This window comes from Peribacillus sp. NPDC097895 (assembly GCF_050277555.1).
Classification (GTDB): Bacteria; Bacillota; Bacilli; order Bacillales; family DSM-1321; genus Peribacillus.
In genome coordinates, this window is record NZ_JBNNSH010000001.1 from 892,789 (window position 1) to 913,291 (window position 20,503).

19 protein-coding genes are annotated in these 20,503 nt (G+C 42.5%); 18 read left to right on the top strand and 1 reads right to left on the bottom strand.

Translation table 11 applies throughout. The features are described 5' to 3' along the window. Positions 1–64: 64 nt before the first annotated feature. From hemW to deoC, 9 genes are all read left to right on the top strand, one after another. Positions 65–1,216 carry a radical SAM family heme chaperone HemW gene (gene hemW / locus ACQKMH_RS04205; RefSeq protein WP_427586218.1) on the top strand — a complete coding sequence of 384 codons (1,152 nt, stop codon included), beginning with the start codon at positions 65–67 and terminating at the stop codon, positions 1,214–1,216. Between the two features lie 123 nt (positions 1,217–1,339). Next, positions 1,340–2,368, top strand: a complete 1,029-nt coding sequence (hrcA, locus tag ACQKMH_RS04210; protein WP_427586219.1) for a heat-inducible transcriptional repressor HrcA — start codon at positions 1,340–1,342, stop codon at positions 2,366–2,368. Between the two features lie 98 nt (positions 2,369–2,466). After that, positions 2,467–3,063, top strand: coding sequence for a nucleotide exchange factor GrpE (grpE, locus tag ACQKMH_RS04215; RefSeq protein WP_427586220.1), 597 nt, complete (start codon positions 2,467–2,469; stop codon positions 3,061–3,063). 37 nt (positions 3,064–3,100) lie between these two features. Beyond that, positions 3,101–4,936 carry a molecular chaperone DnaK gene (gene dnaK / locus ACQKMH_RS04220; protein WP_427586221.1) on the top strand — a complete coding sequence of 612 codons (1,836 nt, stop codon included), beginning with the start codon at positions 3,101–3,103 and terminating at the stop codon, positions 4,934–4,936. Positions 4,937–5,241: 305 nt separating this feature from the next. Further along, positions 5,242–6,360, top strand: coding sequence for a molecular chaperone DnaJ (dnaJ, locus tag ACQKMH_RS04225; protein WP_427586222.1), 1,119 nt, complete (start codon positions 5,242–5,244; stop codon positions 6,358–6,360). Positions 6,361–6,396: 36 nt separating this feature from the next. Continuing rightward, positions 6,397–7,338, top strand: coding sequence for a 50S ribosomal protein L11 methyltransferase (gene prmA, locus ACQKMH_RS04230; protein WP_427586223.1), 942 nt, complete (start codon positions 6,397–6,399; stop codon positions 7,336–7,338). Between the two features lie 140 nt (positions 7,339–7,478). Continuing rightward, a complete protein-coding gene (locus ACQKMH_RS04235) occupies positions 7,479–8,231 on the top strand; it encodes a 16S rRNA (uracil(1498)-N(3))-methyltransferase (protein ID WP_427586224.1) in 753 nt (250 codons plus the stop codon). A gap of 6 nt (positions 8,232–8,237) precedes the next feature. Then, positions 8,238–9,575, top strand: coding sequence for a tRNA (N(6)-L-threonylcarbamoyladenosine(37)-C(2))-methylthiotransferase MtaB (gene mtaB / locus ACQKMH_RS04240; RefSeq protein WP_427586225.1), 1,338 nt, complete (start codon positions 8,238–8,240; stop codon positions 9,573–9,575). Positions 9,576–9,732: 157 nt separating this feature from the next. Then, on the top strand, positions 9,733–10,404 hold the full coding sequence (gene deoC, locus ACQKMH_RS04245) for a deoxyribose-phosphate aldolase (RefSeq protein ID WP_427586226.1): 672 nt from the start codon (positions 9,733–9,735) through the stop codon (positions 10,402–10,404). Between the two features lie 183 nt (positions 10,405–10,587). Here the strand turns inward: deoC and ACQKMH_RS04250 are convergent, their stop codons facing one another. Further along, complete coding sequence (locus tag ACQKMH_RS04250; protein ID WP_427586227.1) at positions 10,588–11,520, bottom strand: Na/Pi symporter; 933 nt, start codon at positions 11,518–11,520, stop codon at positions 10,588–10,590. Positions 11,521–11,744: 224 nt separating this feature from the next. Here ACQKMH_RS04250 and rpsU point away from each other — a divergent pair, with 224 nt between their 5' ends. The 9 genes from rpsU to ACQKMH_RS04295 all read left to right on the top strand — a co-directional run bounded on the left by rpsU (position 11,745) and on the right by ACQKMH_RS04295 (position 20,497). Further along, entirely contained in the window at positions 11,745–11,918 is a 174-nt protein-coding gene (gene rpsU, locus ACQKMH_RS04255; RefSeq protein WP_028391853.1) for a 30S ribosomal protein S21, read from the top strand. A gap of 14 nt (positions 11,919–11,932) precedes the next feature. Then, the gene (locus ACQKMH_RS04260; protein WP_101222605.1) at positions 11,933–12,376 is read left to right on the top strand and encodes a GatB/YqeY domain-containing protein; all 444 of its coding nucleotides are present in this window, start codon (positions 11,933–11,935) and stop codon (positions 12,374–12,376) included. A 349-nt stretch (positions 12,377–12,725) separates the two neighbouring features. Then, entirely contained in the window at positions 12,726–14,000 is a 1,275-nt protein-coding gene (locus ACQKMH_RS04265; protein ID WP_427587503.1) for an NfeD family protein, read from the top strand. Positions 14,001–14,050: 50 nt separating this feature from the next. Continuing rightward, positions 14,051–15,040 (top strand): flotillin-like protein FloA, encoded by a 990-nt coding sequence (gene floA, locus ACQKMH_RS04270; RefSeq protein WP_427587504.1) that lies wholly within the window; start codon positions 14,051–14,053, stop codon positions 15,038–15,040. A gap of 22 nt (positions 15,041–15,062) precedes the next feature. Continuing rightward, on the top strand, positions 15,063–15,572 hold the full coding sequence (locus ACQKMH_RS04275) for a hypothetical protein (RefSeq protein WP_427586228.1): 510 nt from the start codon (positions 15,063–15,065) through the stop codon (positions 15,570–15,572). Positions 15,573–15,694: 122 nt separating this feature from the next. After that, positions 15,695–15,979, top strand: a complete 285-nt coding sequence (gene yqfC, locus ACQKMH_RS04280) for a sporulation protein YqfC (RefSeq protein WP_230155285.1) — start codon at positions 15,695–15,697, stop codon at positions 15,977–15,979. Positions 15,980–15,994: 15 nt separating this feature from the next. Beyond that, positions 15,995–17,182 (top strand): sporulation protein YqfD, encoded by a 1,188-nt coding sequence (gene yqfD, locus ACQKMH_RS04285; protein WP_427586229.1) that lies wholly within the window; start codon positions 15,995–15,997, stop codon positions 17,180–17,182. A gap of 3 nt (positions 17,183–17,185) precedes the next feature. Beyond that, a complete protein-coding gene (locus ACQKMH_RS04290) occupies positions 17,186–18,148 on the top strand; it encodes a PhoH family protein (RefSeq protein ID WP_427586231.1) in 963 nt (320 codons plus the stop codon). A gap of 192 nt (positions 18,149–18,340) precedes the next feature. Further along, positions 18,341–20,497, top strand: a complete 2,157-nt coding sequence (locus ACQKMH_RS04295; RefSeq protein WP_427586232.1) for an HD family phosphohydrolase — start codon at positions 18,341–18,343, stop codon at positions 20,495–20,497. Positions 20,498–20,503: the final 6 nt, after the last annotated feature.

Genomic DNA, 20,503 nt, shown 5'->3' on the forward strand with positions numbered 1-20,503 from the left:
AAGAGGGTAGAGGAAATCTAGCCTCTTTTTCTATCGACTCATATGATTAAAGGTTGTGAACACAATGATTAAAAGCGCCTACCTCCATATACCATTTTGTGAACATATTTGTCACTATTGTGATTTCAATAAAGTCTTTTTACAGGGACAGCCGGTCGACGAATATTTACAGATGATGAAAAGAGAAATGGTGATGCAGCTGTCCAAGTACCCGACAACGGGATTGGACACGGTTTTCGTCGGTGGGGGGACACCAACCTCTTTGGATGAAAAGCAGCTGGCATTCTTATGTGAAGCAATAAATGAAACACTGCCATTTAATCCAAAAAAAGTTGAATATACTTTCGAAGCCAATCCAGGTGATCTTTCGAAAGAAAAACTCGAGATCCTTTATCATTCAGGTGTCAACAGGCTTAGTTTTGGAGTGCAAAGCTTCAATGATGAATTATTGAAACGAATTGGTCGGACTCACCGGGCTTCTGAGGTATATGAAACGATTCATTTGGCTCAAGAGGTGGGCTTTACGAATATCAGCATCGATTTGATTTATGGGCTGCCGGGGCAAACGATGGAGGATTTCAATGACACCCTGGATAAAGCCATCGCCCTTCATTTGCCGCACTATTCCAGTTACTCATTGATTGTTGAGCCGAAGACGGTTTTTTATAATCAAATGCGAAGAGGTAAATTAAACCTGCCGCCTCAGGAGCTTGAGGCTTCAATGTATGAGCGGCTGATGGAAGAGATGGAGAAGCATGGTAACCACCAATATGAAATCAGTAATTTTGCCCGGGCAGGGTTTGAAAGCCGGCACAATCTGACATATTGGGATAATGTGGAGTATTATGGGATTGGTGCCGGAGCTCATGGCTATACTGGTGGAAAAAGAGTGGCCAATCATGGACCGGTGAAGAAATATATCGCACCATTGATGGAAAACCAGCTGCCGGTATTGGAGGAACATCCAGTTCCGCTTCATGAACAAATGGAAGAGGAGATGTTTTTGGGACTCAGGAAAACAGAAGGAGTTTCATTGGAGAACTTCAAGAATAAATTTTTTGTTGAAATGACAGAGATTTTCAGGAAACCGCTCGAAGAAGAATCTGCAAAAGGTCTGCTATTGATTGAAGGTGGGTTCGTACGCTTGACCGAGCAGGGGAAACTGCTTGGGAATGAAGTGTTCCAATCGTTTTTAGGTGTTATTGAATCAGAATAAGAAAATCTCTTGTTATTTAACGATGAATTAGCGGTTTTCATTGTTGACATCATAAGCTTCATTTGATAATTTATTAGTATATTAGCACTCAGAGAGATAGAGTGCTAACAGAGGTGATCATACATGCTAACTGATCGTCAATTATTGATTCTGCAAGTGATAATCGAGGATTTTATCCATTCTGCCCAGCCAGTCGGGTCGCGAAGCTTGTCGAAGAAAGATGAAATTACGTTCAGCTCTGCCACAATCCGCAATGAAATGTCCGATCTGGAGGAAATGGGCTTTTTAGAAAAAACCCATACATCTTCCGGTAGAGTTCCTTCTGAAAAAGGGTATAGATATTATGTGGATCATTTACTTTCTCCTCAAGCTCCGAAAAAGAATGAAATGAAGTTATTAAAATCCGTTTTTGTGGAACGAATTTATGAATTGGAAAAGATCGTTCAGAAGTCAGCGAAAATCCTATCGGAACTGACAAATTATACGGCGATAGTACTAGGGCCAAAAGTGAATGAGCATAAGCTGAAAAAGATTCAGATCATTCCGTTGAGTCCTGAAACGGCGATCGCCATCATTATTACTGATACAGGTCATGTAGAAAATCGAATGATTTCCTTACCTCCTTCGTTTGATATTAACGAAATCGAAAAGATGGTGAACATATTAAATGCCCGATTGGTCGATGTTCCGCTTATAGATCTAAAGGATAAGATTTATAAGGAAGTGGCTGTTCTTTTGAGCCGCCACATTCATAACTATGGATCGATGGTCTCGGTCCTGGCGGAGACGCTGACTGATACTAAGCCCGAAAAAATCTTTTTCGGCGGGAAAACGAATATGCTGAGGCAGCCGGAGTTTCATGATATTGCTAAAGTAAGCACGCTATTATCAATGATTGAGCAGGAACAAGGATTTTATGAACTCATTACCCAAAATCCTTCTGGCATCCACGTCAAGATTGGTCGTGAAAATCAAAATACTGTGCTCGATGACTGCAGCTTGATTACCGCAACCTACTCAATCGGACAGGAGCAAGTGGGCACATTAGCTATCTTGGGGCCAACGAGAATGGAATATTCGAGAGTGATCAGTTTGCTTTCGTTTTTCTCGAAAGATTTAACGGCCCTGATGACAAAACTGTATCAAAAATAGGAGCAAAGGTAATATTGTTAAGGTGGCGGAGTGCAGATTCCGCAGCCTGGCATATTACTTTAGCATAAATTGTATAACCCTTTTAGGGAGGTGAGATTGTGACAGAAAATAAAAACGAAGAACAAACATTGGAAAATGAAACAATCGAGGAAAGCGCTGCAGAAGCAGTTTTCGCTGAAGAAGAAATTCCAGCGGAACAAAACCAGGAGGAAACTCCGGTTGAAAAAGATGAACTTCAATTGGCTCAAGAAAAGATTGCTGAGCTTCAAGCAAAAATCGAAGAAATGGATAACCGTTATCTTCGTCTGCAGGCCGATTTTGATAATTCAAGACGCCGTGCCAAGCTTGATATGGAGGCGGCTCAAAAATATAGAGTTCAAAGTATTGCGATTGATTTAGTGGAGGCTCTTGATAATTTTGAAAGAGCTACAAAAATCGAAGCGGAAAATGAACAGACAAAATCCCTGCTATCTGGCATGGAAATGGTCTACAAAGCGATTATAGATGCATTGACTAAAGAGGGCATCGAGCCGATCAGTTCGGTCGGGGAAGAGTTCGATCCGCGTTTACATCAAGCGGTCATGCAAGTTCAAGATGAAAACTTCGGTTCAAACATCATTGTTGAGGAATTCCAAAAAGGATACCTTCTTAAAGACCGAGTCATTCGACCTGCAATGGTAAAAGTGAACGAATAAAGATTTTACATATAAATAATTGGGAGGTAGTGAAACTATGAGCAAGATTATTGGTATTGACTTAGGTACAACAAACTCTTGTGTATCTGTACTTGAAGGCGGGGAACCAAAAGTAATCCCGAATCCAGAAGGAAACCGTACAACACCATCCGTAGTTGCATTCAAAAATGGAGAAAGACAAGTTGGGGAAGTGGCAAAACGCCAAGCGATTACAAACCCTAATACGATCATTTCCATTAAACGTCATATGGGTACAAACCATAAAGAAGTCATTGAAGGAAAAGAATACTCCCCACAGGAAGTTTCTGCTATTATCCTTCAATACTTAAAATCTTACGCTGAAGAGTATCTAGGCGAAAAAGTGACAAAAGCGGTCATCACTGTACCGGCTTACTTCAATGATGCAGAACGTCAAGCAACTAAGGATGCTGGACAAATTGCTGGTCTTGAAGTGGAACGTATCATCAACGAACCGACAGCTGCAGCACTTGCATACGGTTTGGATAAAACGGAAGAAGATCAAACGATTCTTGTATTCGACCTTGGCGGCGGTACATTTGACGTATCGGTCATGGAACTTGGAGATGGCGTATTCGAAGTTAAATCCACTGCCGGTGACAACCGTCTAGGTGGAGATGATTTCGACCAAGTCATCATTGACTATCTAGTAGAAGCATTCAAGAAAGAAAATGGAATCGATCTTTCTAAAGACAAAATGGCCGTTCAACGTTTGAAAGATGCAGCTGAAAAAGCGAAAAAAGATCTATCAGGTGTAACTTCTACACAAATTTCATTACCATTCATCACTGCTGGGGACGCTGGCCCGCTTCACTTGGACGTAACGATGACTAGAGCTAAATTCGATGAGCTTTCTTCTGGTCTTGTGGAACGTACAATGGGACCTACTCGTCAAGCAATGAAAGATGCAGGTCTTTCAGCATCTGAAATTGATAAAGTCATCCTTGTTGGTGGATCAACGCGTATTCCTGCGGTTGTTGAAGCAATCAAAAAGGAAATCGGTCAAGAACCAAGCAAAGGTGTTAATCCTGATGAAGTAGTGGCCATGGGTGCTGCGATTCAAGGTGGCGTATTAACTGGAGATGTTAAAGACGTCGTTCTTCTTGACGTAACTCCACTTTCACTTGGAATTGAAACGATGGGCGGAGTATTCACGAAATTAATCGACCGTAATACAACGATTCCAACAAGTAAATCACAAGTATTCTCAACAGCGGCTGATAATCAAACAGCAGTTGATATCCACGTTCTTCAAGGTGAGCGTCCGATGTCAGCAGATAACAAAACACTTGGCCGTTTCCAATTGAGTGACATTCCACCGGCACCGCGCGGAATTCCACAAGTCGAAGTAACTTTCGACATTGATAAAAATGGTATCGTAAACGTTCGTGCGAAGGATCTTGGCACAAACAAAGAACAAGCGATCACCATCAAATCATCTTCAGGTCTTTCTGATGAAGAAATCGACCGCATGGTACGTGAAGCTGAAGAAAATGCTGATAGCGACAAACAACGTAAAGAAGAAGTTGAACTTCGTAACGAAGCAGATCAACTAGTCTTCCAAACGGAAAAAACGCTTAAAGATCTAGAAGGAAAAGTGGATGAAGCGGAAGTAACAAAAGCAAACGAAGCGAAGGACGAACTGAAAGCTGCAATCGAGAAAAATGAGCTGGAAGAAATCCGCGTGAAAAAAGATGCACTTAACGAAATCGTTCAAGCTTTGACTATGAAGCTTTATGAAGAAGCGGCAAAAGCTCAGCAAGCTAGCGAAGCTGGTGCTGGCGAAGCCGGTGCAAAAGACGATAATGTAGTGGATGCAGAATACACGGAAGTTAACGAAGAAGAGAAAAAATAAAAAGTGACCCAATCGGGACACTGATATATTGGGCAGTGAATTTCTGCCTGCCATTACAGAAAAGTCAAAGTCAGGTTATCTTGACTTTGGCTTTTTTTACAATGGATGGAATCATTGTCAGGAAGTGTCGACATCAACAATTGCTGATGGGGAAAGGATTCCTGAAAAAAAAGTGTGCAAAATGATGTTGGCATGATCAGATACAAAAAAGTGTTCAGGCCGTTTGTACTTTTCTAGTTGATTATTATCTTCGTTCAGTGATAATATTACCTTTATGTGAAACGAATCGGGAGTGGATTTTAGATATGAGTAAACGCGATTATTATGAGGTGTTAGGCCTTTCGAAGAGTGCTTCGAAGGATGAAATCAAAAAAGCGTATCGAAAGCTCTCCAAACAATATCACCCTGATATTAATAAAGCGGACGATGCTGCGGATAAATTCAAGGAAATTAAGGAAGCTTACGAAGTATTGAGTGACGAACAGAAAAAGGCCCATTATGACCAATTCGGGCATACAGATCCAAATCAGGGCTTTGGCGGTCAGGACTTTGGTGGTTTTGGCGGCTTTGAGGATATTTTCAGCAGCTTCTTTGGCGGCGGCGGCGGACGCAGGAGAGATCCTAATGCACCGCGTCAAGGGGCAGATTTACAGTATACGATGACGCTTTCCTTTGAAGAGGCGGCATTTGGAAAAGATACTGAAATCGAAATTCCGCGTGAAGAGAATTGTGATACATGTAAAGGATCTGGTGCTAAACCAGGCACAAAAGTGGAAAACTGTTCACATTGTCATGGAACCGGTCAATTGAATGTTGAACAAAACACAGCGTTCGGAAGGATTGTGAACCGAAGAGCATGTCATCATTGCCAAGGAACAGGAAAAATCATTCCTAATAAATGTTCAACATGCGGCGGCGACGGTAAAGTACAAAAACGTAAAAAGATCCAAGTCAAGGTGCCGGCCGGAATTGATGATGGTCAGCAATTGCGTGTAACTGGCCAAGGTGAGCCAGGAATCAATGGCGGTCCAGCTGGAGACCTGTATGTAGTCTTCCATGTGCGCAGCCATGAGTTCTTTGAACGTGATGGCGATGATATTTATTGTGAAATGCCAGTTACTTTTGCTCAAGCGGCATTAGGGGACGAAATAGAAGTACCGACGCTGCATGGAAAAGTGAAGCTGAAAATTCCTGCTGGTACACAAACTAGCACTCGTTTCCGTTTAAAAGGCAAAGGTGTTCCGAATGTTAGAGGATATGGCCAAGGAGATCAGCATGTCGTCGTGTTAGTGGTCACACCTAAAAAATTAACGGAAAAACAAAAGGACCTGCTTCGTGAATTCAGCGATATCAGCGGACAAGGTATAGATGAACAAGATGATGGCTTTTTCTCAAAAGTAAAGCGTGCTTTTAAAGATAGGTGAATAGAAGTAAAAGAACAAATTGGGAGTTGGTAGATTATGAAGTGGTCTGAATTTGCAATCCAAACAACGAATGAAGCGGTTGAACCTGTTTCGAATATTCTTCATGAGGCAGGTGCCAGCGGTGTTGTCATTGAGGATCCTCTAGAATTAGTCAAGGAACGCGAAAATGTTTTTGGCGAAATCTACCACTTGAACCCAGATGATTATCCGGATGAAGGTGTATTGATTAAGGCATATTTGCCGGTTAACAGCTTCCTTGGTGAAACGGTTGATGCCATTAAGGAATCAATAAATAATCTCCTTCTTTTCGATATAGACCTTGGGAAGAATGTTGTTTCAATTAGTGAAGTGAATGAAGAAGAGTGGGCGACCGCTTGGAAAAAATACTATAACCCTGTCAAGATTTCCGAACGTTTCACCATCGTGCCAACATGGGAAGATTACACTCCAGTAAGCAGTGACGAATTGATCATTGAACTTGATCCCGGCATGGCCTTTGGAACGGGTACACATCCGACAACCGTCATGTGCATCCAAGCGCTGGAACGTACAGTACGCTCTGGTGATTTAGTTGTTGATGTAGGAACGGGTTCAGGCGTTCTAAGCATTGCGGCTGCATTATTGGACGCAAAAAAAATCCAGTCCCTGGATTTGGATGAAGTGGCTGTACAGTCAGCTATGCAGAATGTAGAGCTTAATAATGTGCAGGATAGAGTGACCGTTTCACAAGGCAACTTGTTGGATGGTGTGAATGAACAAGCGGATGTCGTCGTGGCGAATATTCTTGCCGAAGTCATCATGCGTTTTACGGATGATGTGGCGAAGGTGGTTAAACCTGGCGGATATTTTATAGCTTCTGGGATCATTCAACCAAAGAAACAAGATGTGAAGGATGCGATTATAGCTTCTGGCTTCACTGTTGAGGAAACGATCTTGATGGAAGATTGGGTAGCGATAATCGCGAAAAGAAATGATTAAATGAAAAAAAGTTACTCTGGTTATCGGGTCTTTTGATAGTCAGGGTACCTTTTTTTAGCTTGAATCTTTGCACGGCTTGCACTCGGGAAACCGGACTGTTAGCCTGTGAGTTTTTTAGACTAGACGAAGTAGGTGGCAGTGTGCAACGGTATTTTCTTAACGATGAAGACATCATTGAAAACACGGTGACGATATCAGGCGATGATTTTCACCATATCGCCAGGGTGATGAGAATGGGACCAGGAGAGCGGATCATTACGGTGAAAGCTAGCGGAATGGCTGCTGTCACGGAAATTTCGGAAATTACGGATCATGCTGTTATAGGAACCGTTATCGAATGGAAGAATGAAGAAAAGGAACTTCCTGTAAAGGTTGTGATAGCGAGCGGTCTGCCTAAAGGGGATAAATTGGAATATATCGTTCAAAAGGGCACTGAACTGGGTGCCAATGAATTTATCCCTTTTATTGCTGCTCGTTCGGTGGTAAAATGGGACCACAAAAAGGTAGGTAAGAAATTGGAGAGGCTCCAGAAGATTGCAAAAGAGGCGGCTGAGCAGTCTCACCGCACGGTAGTCCCTGCCATAAAGGATCCGATGACGGCAGATCAGATAGCTGGGTATGCTTCCGGTTTTGATCATAAATTAGTCGCTTTTGAAGAAGAGGCAAAACGGGGGGAAACTTCCGTTCTTGCTTCCGTCTTGAAAGATATCGCCGCTGGGCAATCGATACTGTTCGTGTTTGGTCCTGAAGGTGGCTTAGCAGAGAAGGAAATCGAAAAACTGTCCGATGCCGGTTTTGTAGCTTGCGGTCTTGGACCAAGAATATTAAGAACTGAAACAGCACCTTTATATGCACTTTCCGCTGTTTCTTATCATGTAGAACTTTTGAGGTGATGAAAAATGGCAACGGTCGCTTTCCATACATTAGGCTGTAAAGTAAATCATTATGAAACAGAGGCTATTTGGCAATTATTCAAAACTGGAGGATATGATCGTGTTGAGTTTGAAAACACATCAGATGTATATGTCATCAACACATGCACGGTGACCAATACTGGCGATAAGAAGAGCCGTCAGGTCATCCGTCGTGCCATTCGTAAAAATCCGAATGCCGTCATAGCGGTAACGGGATGCTACGCTCAGACATCGCCAGCTGAAATCATGGCCATACCAGGTGTGGATATTGTTGTAGGAACACAGGACAGGGTTAAACTTCTTGATTACATCGAGCAATTCAAGGTTGAACGTGAACCAATTAATGCTGTCGGAAATATCATGAAAAACCGTGTCTACGAAGAGCTGGATGTACCTGCTTTTACAGACCGTACCCGCGCTTCACTAAAGATTCAGGAAGGCTGCAATAATTTCTGCACTTTCTGTATCATACCATGGGCTCGTGGCTTAATGCGTTCCCGTGATCCAAAGGAAGTCGTTCATCAAGCAGAGCAGCTTGTCGAGGCAGGGTATAAAGAGCTAGTCTTGACAGGAATTCATACTGGGGGATACGGAGACGACCTGAAGGATTATAATTTGGCTATGCTGCTGCGTGACTTGGAAAAGATCGATGGGTTGAAGCGTATCCGTATTTCGTCCATTGAAGCCAGTCAAATTACGGATGAAATCATTGAAGTGCTTACCAAATCGAAAAAAGTGGTACGTCATTTGCATATTCCGATTCAATCGGGGTCAGATACGGTTTTAAAACGGATGAGACGAAAATATACGATGGATTTCTTCGGTGATCGAATTGAAAAGTTGAAAATTGCACTCCCAGGTCTTGCCGTTACCTCTGATGTCATAGTAGGTTTTCCAGGTGAAACGGAAGAAGAATTCATGGAGACATATAACTTTATAGAAAAATATAAATTCTCCGAACTCCATGTCTTCCCTTATTCAAAACGGACTGGGACTCCGGCTGCGCGTATGGAAGATCAAGTGGATGAAGATGTTAAAAATGAACGCGTCCACCGACTTATCGCTTTATCGGATCAGCTGGCAAAAGAGTATGCCTCCCGATTCGAGGGGGAAGTTCTTGAAGTCATTCCTGAGACGAAGCTTGAAAATGGTCTTTATGAAGGCTACTCCGATAATTACATGAAAATCGTTTTCCCAGCCACGGATGAAATGGTTGGTGAAATCGTAAAAGTGAAGATTACAAAGTCTGGCTATCCTTTTAGTGAAGGTCAGTTCGTGACGGTTGTGAAAGATTTTCCGTTGCAACAAGCCATTAATATTTAAGACAGCGTTTTTCGCTGTCTTTTTTTTATCCACTATTTGATGTGTTATCTTGGAACATTAGGGTAAAGACTATATATATCGTCAAAGTGGATAAACTATGGTATGATAAGAGGTACGTACAACTAGTTTTAGATTGTTTTTTTGAGGAGGATTATTAATGTCACAAAATGTAGCAGGTTTAATTGACCACACGTTATTAAAAGCAGATGCAACGAAAGAGCAAATAAAGGTATTATGCGAAGAAGCGAGAGAGTATAACTTTGCTTCCGTATGCGTAAACCCGACTTGGGTGAAGTATGCAAGCGAACTTTTGGAAGGTTCAGAAGTGAAAGTTTGTACGGTTATCGGGTTCCCTCTTGGTGCAACTACACCGGAAACCAAAGCATTTGAAACAAAAGATGCCATCTGCAATGGCGCTCACGAAGTCGATATGGTGATCAATATCGGCGCATTGAAGGACAAGGATGATGAGTTGGTAGAGCGGGATATTCGTGCTGTGGTAGCGGCATCCACTGGTAAGGCTCTTTCAAAAGTGATCATTGAAACTTCTTTATTGACTGATGAGGAAAAAGTCCGTGCATGTGAATTGGCCGTAAAAGCGGGAACGGATTTCGTAAAAACATCAACTGGTTTTTCAACTGGCGGTGCAACTGTTGAAGATGTCGCGCTTATGAGAAAAACGGTCGGCCCGGATATCGGTGTCAAAGCTTCAGGCGGGGTCCGCAACACGAGTGATGCCCAGAAAGTGATTGAAGCGGGTGCAACGAGAATTGGTGCGAGTGCAGGTGTGTCCATCTTAAAAGGCTTAACTGCTGACTCAGATTATTAATTTTATATGGGGCTGTCCCTAAAACAAAACAGGCGGAGAAAATTTAATTATTTTCTCCGCCTGTTTTATTGAGTGGTTTATCTTATTTGAAAATAATTTAATAAAAAAATACATTTGTGATCGTATACCGCCCTTGATAACTGTTGCGATTAGGTCATGTCTAATCTTCCTAGGGTCAGGTCCTTATTTTTTTACGTGAGGGCGATGCAATAAAAGAATGAAGTTTGAGAATTGTCGTGCTATAGGCAAGACTGCCAAAGAAGTCAAGATATTGAAAATGACACTTGCATGGGCGAGTTGTATGCCCTTGTTTTCGGTGAAAAAGGCAGCCGTTCGTTCCAGTATGTCCACGAAAGGAAGGAATGCACAAACCCCGAGGACGTTTAGCCAAATATGCGCATAAGCCGTAAATGCAGCTTGTCTGCCAGAACCGATGCTGGCCATGTATCCGGTGATGCAGGTGCCTATATTGGAACCAAGCATGATGATGATGGCGGATGCGACGGATAACTCCCCATTCATTAAGAAGCTCATGGCTATCCCGATGGTTGCTGAACTTGAGTGAATAAGTGCCGTTATTATAATCCCGGCCAATAGGGCATAACTCATATGGCCCTCTATGTAATGGATGAGTGTTTGAATGGAAGGATAGGCTGCGATCGGTGTGGAAAGCATTTTAAAACCACTCATCGCCGCGAAGATTGCTGAGATGCCGATCAAGGACATCCCTAAGCTTCTCAATAATACTTTTGGCATGAAGCAAAGGAAAGCGCCGCTGATGACTCCGGGAATGATCCAACGATCCAAAGAGAAGGTCATGAACTCTGCTGTAAGAGTGGAGCCGATATTCGTTCCAAGAATAATACCTATTGTTTGCGGGAATGATAAACTTCCTGCAGAAACGAGACCGACCGTCATGACCATGACAGCCGAGCTGCTCTGCAGGATGCCCGTAAATAGGGTTCCGGCGATAAAACCTTTCCAAGGCTTATCCGTTACCTTTGAGAGGAAAGTTTTTAATGCGGCACCTGACATATTGAACAGTCCGATTCGTAAAACCGACATACCTGCAAGAAATATCCCAATGAATAAAAGGAATAAAAATAGCTCATACATGACTCTCACCTCATAATAAGCTTATGGTCCATTAAGGGGAGACATGCTATAAACAGGATTTCTTAAACGTTTAGTGAAAAATTATGATAATAACATGATAATATTCAAAATAAGTTTGGTTTTATTGGTTGACCTGTTAAAGATGATATATTATAATTGTTTAGTACATGTATAACATGTTGACAACTTGAGTTAGTGTGTTGTTTTCGGAGGGAGGGAAAGAGATGTCTAAAACCGTCGTTCGTAAAAACGAATCGCTTGAAGATGCTCTTCGTCGTTTCAAACGTACTGTATCTAAAGCAGGATCGCTTCAGGAAGCTAGGAAGCGTGAATTTTATGAAAAACCAAGCGTAAAACGTAAGAAAAAGTCTGAAGCTGCAAGAAAACGTAAATTCTAAGAGAGGGTGGAAAGATGAGTCTTCTCGAGCGTTTAAATAATGATATGAAACAAGCGATGAAGAACAAGGAAAAGGACAAACTATCTGTTATTCGGATGCTGAAAGCTTCTATTCAAAACGAAGCCTTGAAGCAGAGACAAGATTTAACAGATGATGAAGAATTGACAGTGCTCTCTCGCGAATTAAAACAACGCAAAGACTCCCTCCAGGAGTTTGAAAACGCAGGTCGTTCAGATCTCGTGGATAAAGTCCGCACCGAACTAGTATACGTAGAGGCATATATGCCTGAGCAACTTTCAGAAGAAGACATTTCTAATATCGTTAAACAAACGATTGAAGAAGTCAATGCAACATCCAAAGCAGATATGGGCCGAGTTATGGGAGCTTTAATGCCTAAAGTTAAAGGTAAAGCGGATGGTTCACTAGTAAACAAATTAGTACAACAACATCTATCTTAAACTCTAAACTTAAAACTCGAAACCTAACCGCAGGCAAATTGCCTGTGGTTTTTGTGTATTTCATGATTTTTATGCGTATATTATTGAAACGAAGCCCAAGATAATAGGGCACTTTTAATTTTATTAGCTTTTTTTGAAACCTTTCTCATATACATACGTAATAACTAAAGAACAGGGTAAAGGGTTGCTTCATTTGCTCCTTATTCGAATTTTAGTTGCGTGCTGAATTTACTGGTAGGTTCTCCACCTGAATACTGGAGGCACTTACCGCGTTTAATACGGGAAAGGGGGCGTTCCGTTGAAAATTTGGCGTTATTTATCTGTACTCTTATTTGGATTGCTGTTCACCATGTCTTCTTTTGGGGGATCGCCGGTATCTGCAAGCGAGAAGATCGTTTACCATGTACCAATAGAAGAAACGGTGGAAAAGGGACTCTCGGCCTTTTTGGAACGCGCGCTGACCACAGCTGAAGCAGCTGATGCAGATCTTGTCGTTTTCGAGGTGAATACCCCTGGAGGTGCTGTGGATGCAGCAGGGGAAATTGCAAAGTTACTCTCGGATTCACCAATCAAGACAGTCGCCTACGTCAATAACAGGGCTTTATCTGCAGGGGCATACATTTCTCTAAGTGCAGATGAGATCTATATGGTTCCGAGTGCCACCATGGGATCTGCGGCTGTGATTGATTCAGCAGGGAACGCTGCAGGTAAGAAAGCGCAATCTTATTGGTTAGCTGCCATGAAGACAGCTGCTGAACAAAATGGACGTGATCCCATCTACGCCCAGGCGATGGCGGATGTTGACATCGATCTACCCGAATATGGAGCGGAAAAAGGGAAGTTGTTGACATTTACAGCTGAACAGGCAAAAAAGGCAGGCTATAGTGAAGGCACCGTCTCTGGGAAAGCTGAGCTGTATAGTATACTTGGAGTTGAGGATGCTGATATTCGGTCAATCGAAGAAAGCTTTCCTGAGAAACTTGCCCGCTTTTTGACCAACCCGATCGTCGTTCCGATTTTATTAACGATAGCGGGAATCGGGATTGTGATGGAATTATTTTCACCCGGTTTTGGTATTCCGGGGGTCATTGGAATCACCAGTCTTGTCTTATTCTTCTATGGTCATCTTGTCGCCGGTATCACCGGATACGAATCGTTAGCTATGTTCATCATTGGGGTCATTCTTGTACTGATTGAATTTTTTATCCCTGGGGGGATTATCGGGCTGCTCGGGTTTACAGCGATTGTGGGGAGTCTGTTCCTCGCAACAGGAGATCCGGTCCATATGACGATATCCTTGCTAATTGCGGTCACCGTATCCATTTTGGTATTCATCCTACTTGTAAAGGTGTTTGGAAAACAGATGAAATTTTTCAGGAAAATGATATTAACCGATGCAACAAAAACGGAACAAGGGTATGTCAGCAATCCTAATCGTTTGGATTTACTAGGTGTAGAAGGGAAGGCCCTTACAGATTTGAGGCCTTCAGGAACAGCCTTGGTCAAAGAAGAAAGAGTGGATGTCGTGACCGAAGGAAGCTTTATTTCCAAAGGTTCGTCAATCATTATTGTTAAAGTTGAAGGATCAAGGGTAGTCGTCCGGGAAATTCCGGAATCAAATTAAAATTAAGAGATACAGGAAGGATGAATCATTAAGTGATAACTTCAGGAACGATATTTATTGTACTGGCAGTGATTGCTGCTATCATCGTATTGGCAGTGTTTTTCACATTCGTACCAGTAATGTTATGGATTTCCGCCTTAGCGGCAGGAGTCAAAATCAGTATATTTACATTAGTGGGAATGAGGCTTCGCCGTGTTATACCAAGCAGGGTTGTCAATCCTCTTATTAAGGCCCATAAGGCTGGCATCAATGTTTCAACGAATCAATTGGAAAGTCATTACCTTGCAGGCGGTAACGTCGATCGCGTCGTGAATGCATTAATTGCGGCAGAACGTGCCAATATCGTGTTACCTTTCGAACGGGGTGCGGCTATTGACCTTGCCGGCCGTGATGTTCTGCAAGCCGTTCAAATGAGCGTTAACCCAAAAGTGATTGAAACTCCATTCATCTCTGGTGTGGCGATGAATGGGATCGAAGTGAAAGCGAAGGCCAGGATTACGGTCCGTGCCAATATTGAACGCCTAGTCGGTGGTGCTGGTGAAGAGACGATCATTGCCCGTGTAGGGGAAGGGATCGTATCAACAATCGGTGCTTCGAAAATGCATACGGATGTCCTGGAAAACCCTGATTTGATTTCAAGAACGGTTTTATCAAAAGGATTGGATTCAGGAACGGCATTCGAAATTCTTTCCATTGATATCGCCGAAGTGGATATCGGGAAAAACATCGGGGCCATCCTACAGACGGACCAAGCCGAGGCTGATAAGAAAATTGCCCAGGCAAAGGCTGAAGAACGCCGTGCGATGGCTGTTGCCCTTGAACAGGAAATGGTTGCCCGTGTTCAGGAAATGAGAGCGAAGGTTGTCCAATCCGAAGCGGAAGTTCCATTGGCCATGGCCGATGCGCTGAAAAGCGGAAACCTTGGAGTGATGGATTATATGAATATCCAAAATATAACGGCTGATACGGATATGCGTGATTCCATCAGTAAAATATCCGATAATCCAAAAGATAACAACAATAACAACCATAATAATTAGATTGGGGAAGGGAGGTCTCTAAATGGGAGATTTTATTGATTTCTTTCTCAAAAACCCATTCCTTATCATTGTCTTGATCGGTATTTTATCGTCCATGTTAGGTAAAAAAAAGCAGCAACAGCAAAATGATCCTAACACTCCTCCGAAAAAGAAATGGCAGGAGGTCATGCGGGAGCTTCAAGGTGAAATGGGGCAAGGGAATCAGCAGCAAAGGCCTGCACCTGCTCCTGTCAGGAAACCTGAACCGCAGGCAACGCAGGCTGTTGAAGTAATGGATGTAATGGATGAAACGAAGAACGAAGCGAACAAAAGGATTGCAGAACTTAGACGGCTTCAGCAGAAGTACGACCAAGAGCGTTTATATCAAAAAGCGAAGGCTGATAAAATCACATCAGCGATATCTGATACCAGCAGTCCTGTTTACCGGAAGGGACCGTCTTTTGGCAAAAAGCAGCTGATTGATGGCATCATCATGTCTGAAGTGTTGGGACCGCCAAGGGCGAAGCGAAGTCTTCAGAGGTCTAGAAGATAATTCGCCAGCGGGCTTTTTCAACTCGTATTTTATGCTTGAAAAAATAGACTTCCGTTCAGATATAATTTTGTGCTAGAACCCTCTTTCATCTCATACATTGAGATGAAAGGGGGTTCTTTTTTATGGCACGGAATTGGGGAAAAAAAATGAAACAGCTTATGACCAAAACAATGGACCTTCCGCAAGATGTCATGATGGACCTGCCGCGAATTACAATGATCGGACAATTACATATTTATATTGAAAACCATCGTGGCTTATTGGCTTTTACTGACAGCGAAGTACGATTGATGCTGAAAACTGGTCAGTTGCTGATAAAGGGAAACGCCTTTGTCATAAAGACCATCTTGCCTGAAGAAATCATGCTCGAAGGCAAAATTGACAAGGTTTATTTTATCAATGAATGATCCCGGGAGGTCTCCATGAAAAACCAATGGACAAACTATTATACAGGCTATGTTAAAGTGAAGGCTTATGGTAAAGGTGCGGAACGGCTGATTAATATGCTGACGAGAAGAGGGCTTCATGTCTGGGATGTGAAGCGCGTCGGCAGCGAAGCCCTAATTTTCCATATGGAGGTCAGGGATATCCCGAAACTCCGCCAGGTCATGCGTAAGAGCGACTGTAAAGTAAAATTCATGCAGGGAAAGGGTGTCCCTTTCCTGATGAAGAGAGTGATGAAAAACAGCGGGTTTTTAGTGGGTCTCATTGCCTTCCTTCTTTGTATTTTTGTCCTTTCCAATATGGTATGGGGGATCGAGGTGCAAGATGCCAAGCCGGCAACCGAGCATGCCATCCGAAAAGAATTGGACAAGATGGGTGTGAAGATCGGTAAAGTGCAATTCTTTGTTGATGATGTGGATACAATTCAGCGTAAGCTGTCGGACCGGATTGGTGCATTGACCTGGGTAGGGGTCGAGCTCAAGGGAACGACGTACCATTTCCGCGTCGTTGAAAAACGGCAGCCGAAAGAAGTCGAGAAAACATCTCCGCAGAATTTGGTAGCTTCCAAAAAAGCGATCATCACTGATATGTTCGTTGAAAAAGGACAATCTAAAGTAAATGTAAATGATTATGTAGGAAAAGGACAGCTTCTTGTTTCAGGCCTGATTGGAAAAGAGGATAAACAGGAAATTGTATCTGCACAGGGAGTAATAAAAGGGAAAACGTGGTATAAGGCGAAAGTGGAAGTTCCGTTAAAAACCAAGTTTTCTGTTTTTAACGGAAATGAAACGAGCAGGCACTTTTTAAAAATCGGGGACTTTTCCCTCCCTGTCTGGGGCTTCAGGGATCCGGGATATAAAAAACAGGAAAAAGAAACGACAGTGAGGCCATTTCACTTTCTTCAATGGGAATTGCCCATTTCCTATAAACAGGTGACCTTAAGGAGCAAGGAAGATATTGTTCGAAGTTATACGAAGGAAGAAGCGGTGAAGGAAGGGCGAAAAATGGCTAAAGCAGAATTGGAAAAACATCTGGACGAGGAAGATGAAATCGCCGGAGAAAAAATTTTGCACGAAAGCATGGAGAATGGTAAAGTTAAATTATCTATACATTACCAAGTTATTGAAGATATAGCGATTGGACAGCCAATCATTCAAGGAGACTAACGGATGACAGATGATGTGAAAGTAATTAAGCTGGAAATAGAATCACCTAATGAAGCGATCGCTTTATTGGGCAATGGGGATTCAAATGTAAAGGTGCTTGAAGAGGAACTTGGAATTTCCGTCATTACCCGAGGTGAAGCGGTGAGTGTTGCCGGGGATATCGAGCGGGCAACGATGGGGCAGGAAATCCTGAAGGCTCTATTGACAGTGATTAGAAAAGGAATTGCAATCAGTTCGAGAGATGTGCTTTATGCGATTGAATTGGCTAGAAAAGGTACCTTGGAGTATTTCGGTGAATTGTATGATGAGGAAATAGCGAAAACCGCTAAGGGGAAATCCATTAAGGTCAAAACAATCGGGCAGAGATACTATATCCAAGCTATAAAGAAACAGGACCTGGTATTTGGGATTGGACCTGCTGGAACAGGGAAGACCTATCTGGCTGTAGTGATGGCGATCAATGCATTGAAAAATGGACATGTTAAACGAATCATCCTGACACGTCCTGCCGTAGAAGCGGGCGAAAGCCTAGGTTTTCTGCCGGGTGATCTGAAAGAAAAGGTAGATCCGTACCTAAGGCCGCTGTATGACGCTCTCCATGATCTTCTTGGGATGGAACAGACCCTAAGGATGATAGAGCGTGGAACGATCGAAATAGCTCCTCTGGCTTATATGAGGGGCCGTACGCTTGAAGATGCCTTTGTCATTTTGGACGAGGCCCAAAATACGACGGAAGCCCAAATGAAGATGTTCTTGACCCGGCTTGGTTTCGGTTCAAAAATGGTCATTACGGGAGATCGGACCCAGATTGACCTTCCGAAAGGCATGAAGTCAGGTTTGGTACGGGTAGAAGAGATCTTGAAGAATGTTAAAGGACTTTCCTTTGTTTATTTTGAACAAAGTGATGTAGTAAGACATCCGCTTGTTGCCAAAATCATTACTGCTTACGAGCAGGCAAAGGAATAAGAAAAAATCCGCCATTTTCAATCGGCGGATTTTTCGCGATGTGTCTAGAATGACATACCTTTTTTGGGTAAAAGTGGTAATGGAACGAAAGAAGCTTTACATTTATCAATACGAAGGTGAAAATTTACATAAAAACTGTTATGATTTTACATATCTAGAATAATAAACATCATTTTTTTAGGAGGACCTTCCTTGAATCGAATCCAGAAATTTTTCACTAAAATAAAAGGGCTATTGGTCCATCGCTTTTTTCAGGTGCTTTTGTTTATCATACTTGGTTTGTTTGCTTATGCGTTAATGTTTTCAAACGTTAAACCGGAAAGGGTCCAGGTAGAGCTTTTCAAGCCTGCGGAACAAACCATCCGCTCAACCAAGACAGTGGAGGATACCTATAAGACGGAACAAGAAAAAGAAGAGATTTCAAAACAAGTGGCGGATGTATATACTTTAAAAAAAGAATATGCGAAAAATAAAGTCGATCTGATCTCATCCATTTTCGATTCAGCTATCGAGGTGAATAAAGAAACGGACCCCGATAAAGATCATAAAAAAGATGAGGGTAAGGAAAATAAAAAGGAGACCATAAAGACGGATGCCCAAAAGGTTTCCATTTTAAAAGAAAAATTGACAGATGAAGTCAATAAAAATATTGAAGAATCCGTCTTCCTTGCTTTAGTGCAGGCGGATGAAGATGAGTTGGAAATAGCGAAGGATTCAACCATAACTGCCGTGAATAATGTGATGAGCTCCAGGATCGCAGCCAGTGACGTCGAAAATGCCAAGAAAAAGGTAGTAGAGGAATTGGGCTATATGAGCATAAGCAGCGATATGAAAAAAGCCTCTAATTCCCTTGCCCGTACGGCAATCATTCAGAATGTGTTTTTCGATAAGGATAAAACAGAGGAACAGCGAAGGAAAGCCATCGAAAGCGTGGAGCCCATCAGGATCCTCCAAGGTCAGATCATTGTTGAAGAAAATCAGTTAGTGGATAGGGATGTATACCGGCAGCTTGAACTTGCAGGTTTTTTAAATACGGAGTCTACGATTTACCCGTATATTGGATTGCTGCTATTCATCTTTCTGACATTTACCGCATTTTATTACTTTTTCTACTATTCCATTTCCAAAAAGGATAACAAGTATAATCAATTATTGATCTTCAGCCTTGTCTTTATCCTTTCAATGGCTACAATGAAAACGGTCAGCATTCTTGCAGACCTGAAAAACTCGAATTTGGAATACGTCTTCCCGGGTGCGATGGCGGCGATGCTCATCAAGATATTATTGAATGATAAGTTGGCGGTAGCCATGATCATATTGTTAGGTTCGTATGGTACGATTATATTTAATGGTGATACACCTGGCAATTTGGATTTCTCGATGGGGCTTTTTATCATTTTCGGTGGATTGTCGGCAATCATCATCTTATCTAGGCCTAATTTCAAATCAAAGGTACTTGTTGCAGGGTTGCTATTGTCTTTAATAAATATGGCCTTTGTATATTCACTCATCTTTATTATGGACGGCCATTATACTAGAATGGAGTATTTGTATTATGCTCTTGCTGCCATTGGCTCTGGAGTGGGTTCAGCGGTTTTGACAATGGGCTTGTTACCGTTTTTCGAGGCTGGTTTTGGAATCTTGTCATCCATGAAGCTCATTGAACTTGCAAATCCTAATCATCCTTTACTGCGGAAAATCTTGATTGAGGCTCCAGGGACTTATCATCATAGTGTCATGGTCGCCAATTTGGCGGAATCTGCATGTGAAGCCATCGGGTCAAATGGATTGCTGGCAAGGGTTGGCAGTTATTATCATGATATCGGTAAAACGAAGCGGCCTCATTTTTTTATCGAAAACCAGATGAATGCGGAGAATCCTCATGATCGGCTCCTGCCGGAAACGAGCAAGGATATCATCATTGCCCATGCCGTCGATGGCGGGGAGATGTTGCGCAGTCATAAATTCCCGAAAGAGATTGTGGATATTGCAGAGCAGCATCATGGGACCACTTTATTGAAATTTTTCTACCATAAGGCAAAAAAGGAGGATGAGACCACACTGGAGGCAGCTTACCGCTATCCTGGGCCGAGGGCGATAATGAAGGAAGTAGCCGTCATAGGCATAGCCGATAGTGTGGAAGCTGCAGTGAGATCGATGCAGCACCCAACTCCGGATAAGATTGAAGAATTGGTAAGTTTCATTATTCAGGACAGGATTCAAGATGGTCAATTTGATGAATGTGACATTACTATGAGAGAATTGAGTATCGTGAAGCATTCCTTATGTGAATCGCTGAATGGTATCTTCCACTCCAGGATTGAATATCCGGAGCCGGATAAATTATGACAGAAG

Excerpts from the sequence above, each read along its gene's own strand:
- ACQKMH_RS04250 (WP_427586227.1), bottom strand. The coding sequence starts at position 11,520 with ATGTATGAGCTATTTTTATTCCTTTTATTCATTGGGATATTTCTTGCA.
- hrcA (WP_427586219.1), top strand. The coding sequence starts at position 1,340 with ATGCTAACTGATCGTCAATTATTGATTCTGCAAGTGATAATCGAGGAT.
- prmA (WP_427586223.1), top strand. The coding sequence starts at position 6,397 with ATGAAGTGGTCTGAATTTGCAATCCAAACAACGAATGAAGCGGTTGAA.
- ACQKMH_RS04275 (WP_427586228.1), top strand. The coding sequence starts at position 15,063 with ATGGGAGATTTTATTGATTTCTTTCTCAAAAACCCATTCCTTATCATT.
- ACQKMH_RS04290 (WP_427586231.1), top strand. The coding sequence starts at position 17,186 with ATGACAGATGATGTGAAAGTAATTAAGCTGGAAATAGAATCACCTAAT.
- hemW (WP_427586218.1), top strand. The coding sequence starts at position 65 with ATGATTAAAAGCGCCTACCTCCATATACCATTTTGTGAACATATTTGT.
- deoC (WP_427586226.1), top strand. The coding sequence starts at position 9,733 with ATGTCACAAAATGTAGCAGGTTTAATTGACCACACGTTATTAAAAGCA.
- ACQKMH_RS04265 (WP_427587503.1), top strand. The coding sequence starts at position 12,726 with ATGTCTTCTTTTGGGGGATCGCCGGTATCTGCAAGCGAGAAGATCGTT.
- yqfC (WP_230155285.1), top strand. The coding sequence starts at position 15,695 with ATGGCACGGAATTGGGGAAAAAAAATGAAACAGCTTATGACCAAAACA.
- yqfD (WP_427586229.1), top strand. The coding sequence starts at position 15,995 with ATGAAAAACCAATGGACAAACTATTATACAGGCTATGTTAAAGTGAAG.
- dnaJ (WP_427586222.1), top strand. The coding sequence starts at position 5,242 with ATGAGTAAACGCGATTATTATGAGGTGTTAGGCCTTTCGAAGAGTGCT.
- mtaB (WP_427586225.1), top strand. The coding sequence starts at position 8,238 with ATGGCAACGGTCGCTTTCCATACATTAGGCTGTAAAGTAAATCATTAT.
- rpsU (WP_028391853.1), top strand. The coding sequence starts at position 11,745 with ATGTCTAAAACCGTCGTTCGTAAAAACGAATCGCTTGAAGATGCTCTT.
- ACQKMH_RS04260 (WP_101222605.1), top strand. The coding sequence starts at position 11,933 with ATGAGTCTTCTCGAGCGTTTAAATAATGATATGAAACAAGCGATGAAG.
- dnaK (WP_427586221.1), top strand. The coding sequence starts at position 3,101 with ATGAGCAAGATTATTGGTATTGACTTAGGTACAACAAACTCTTGTGTA.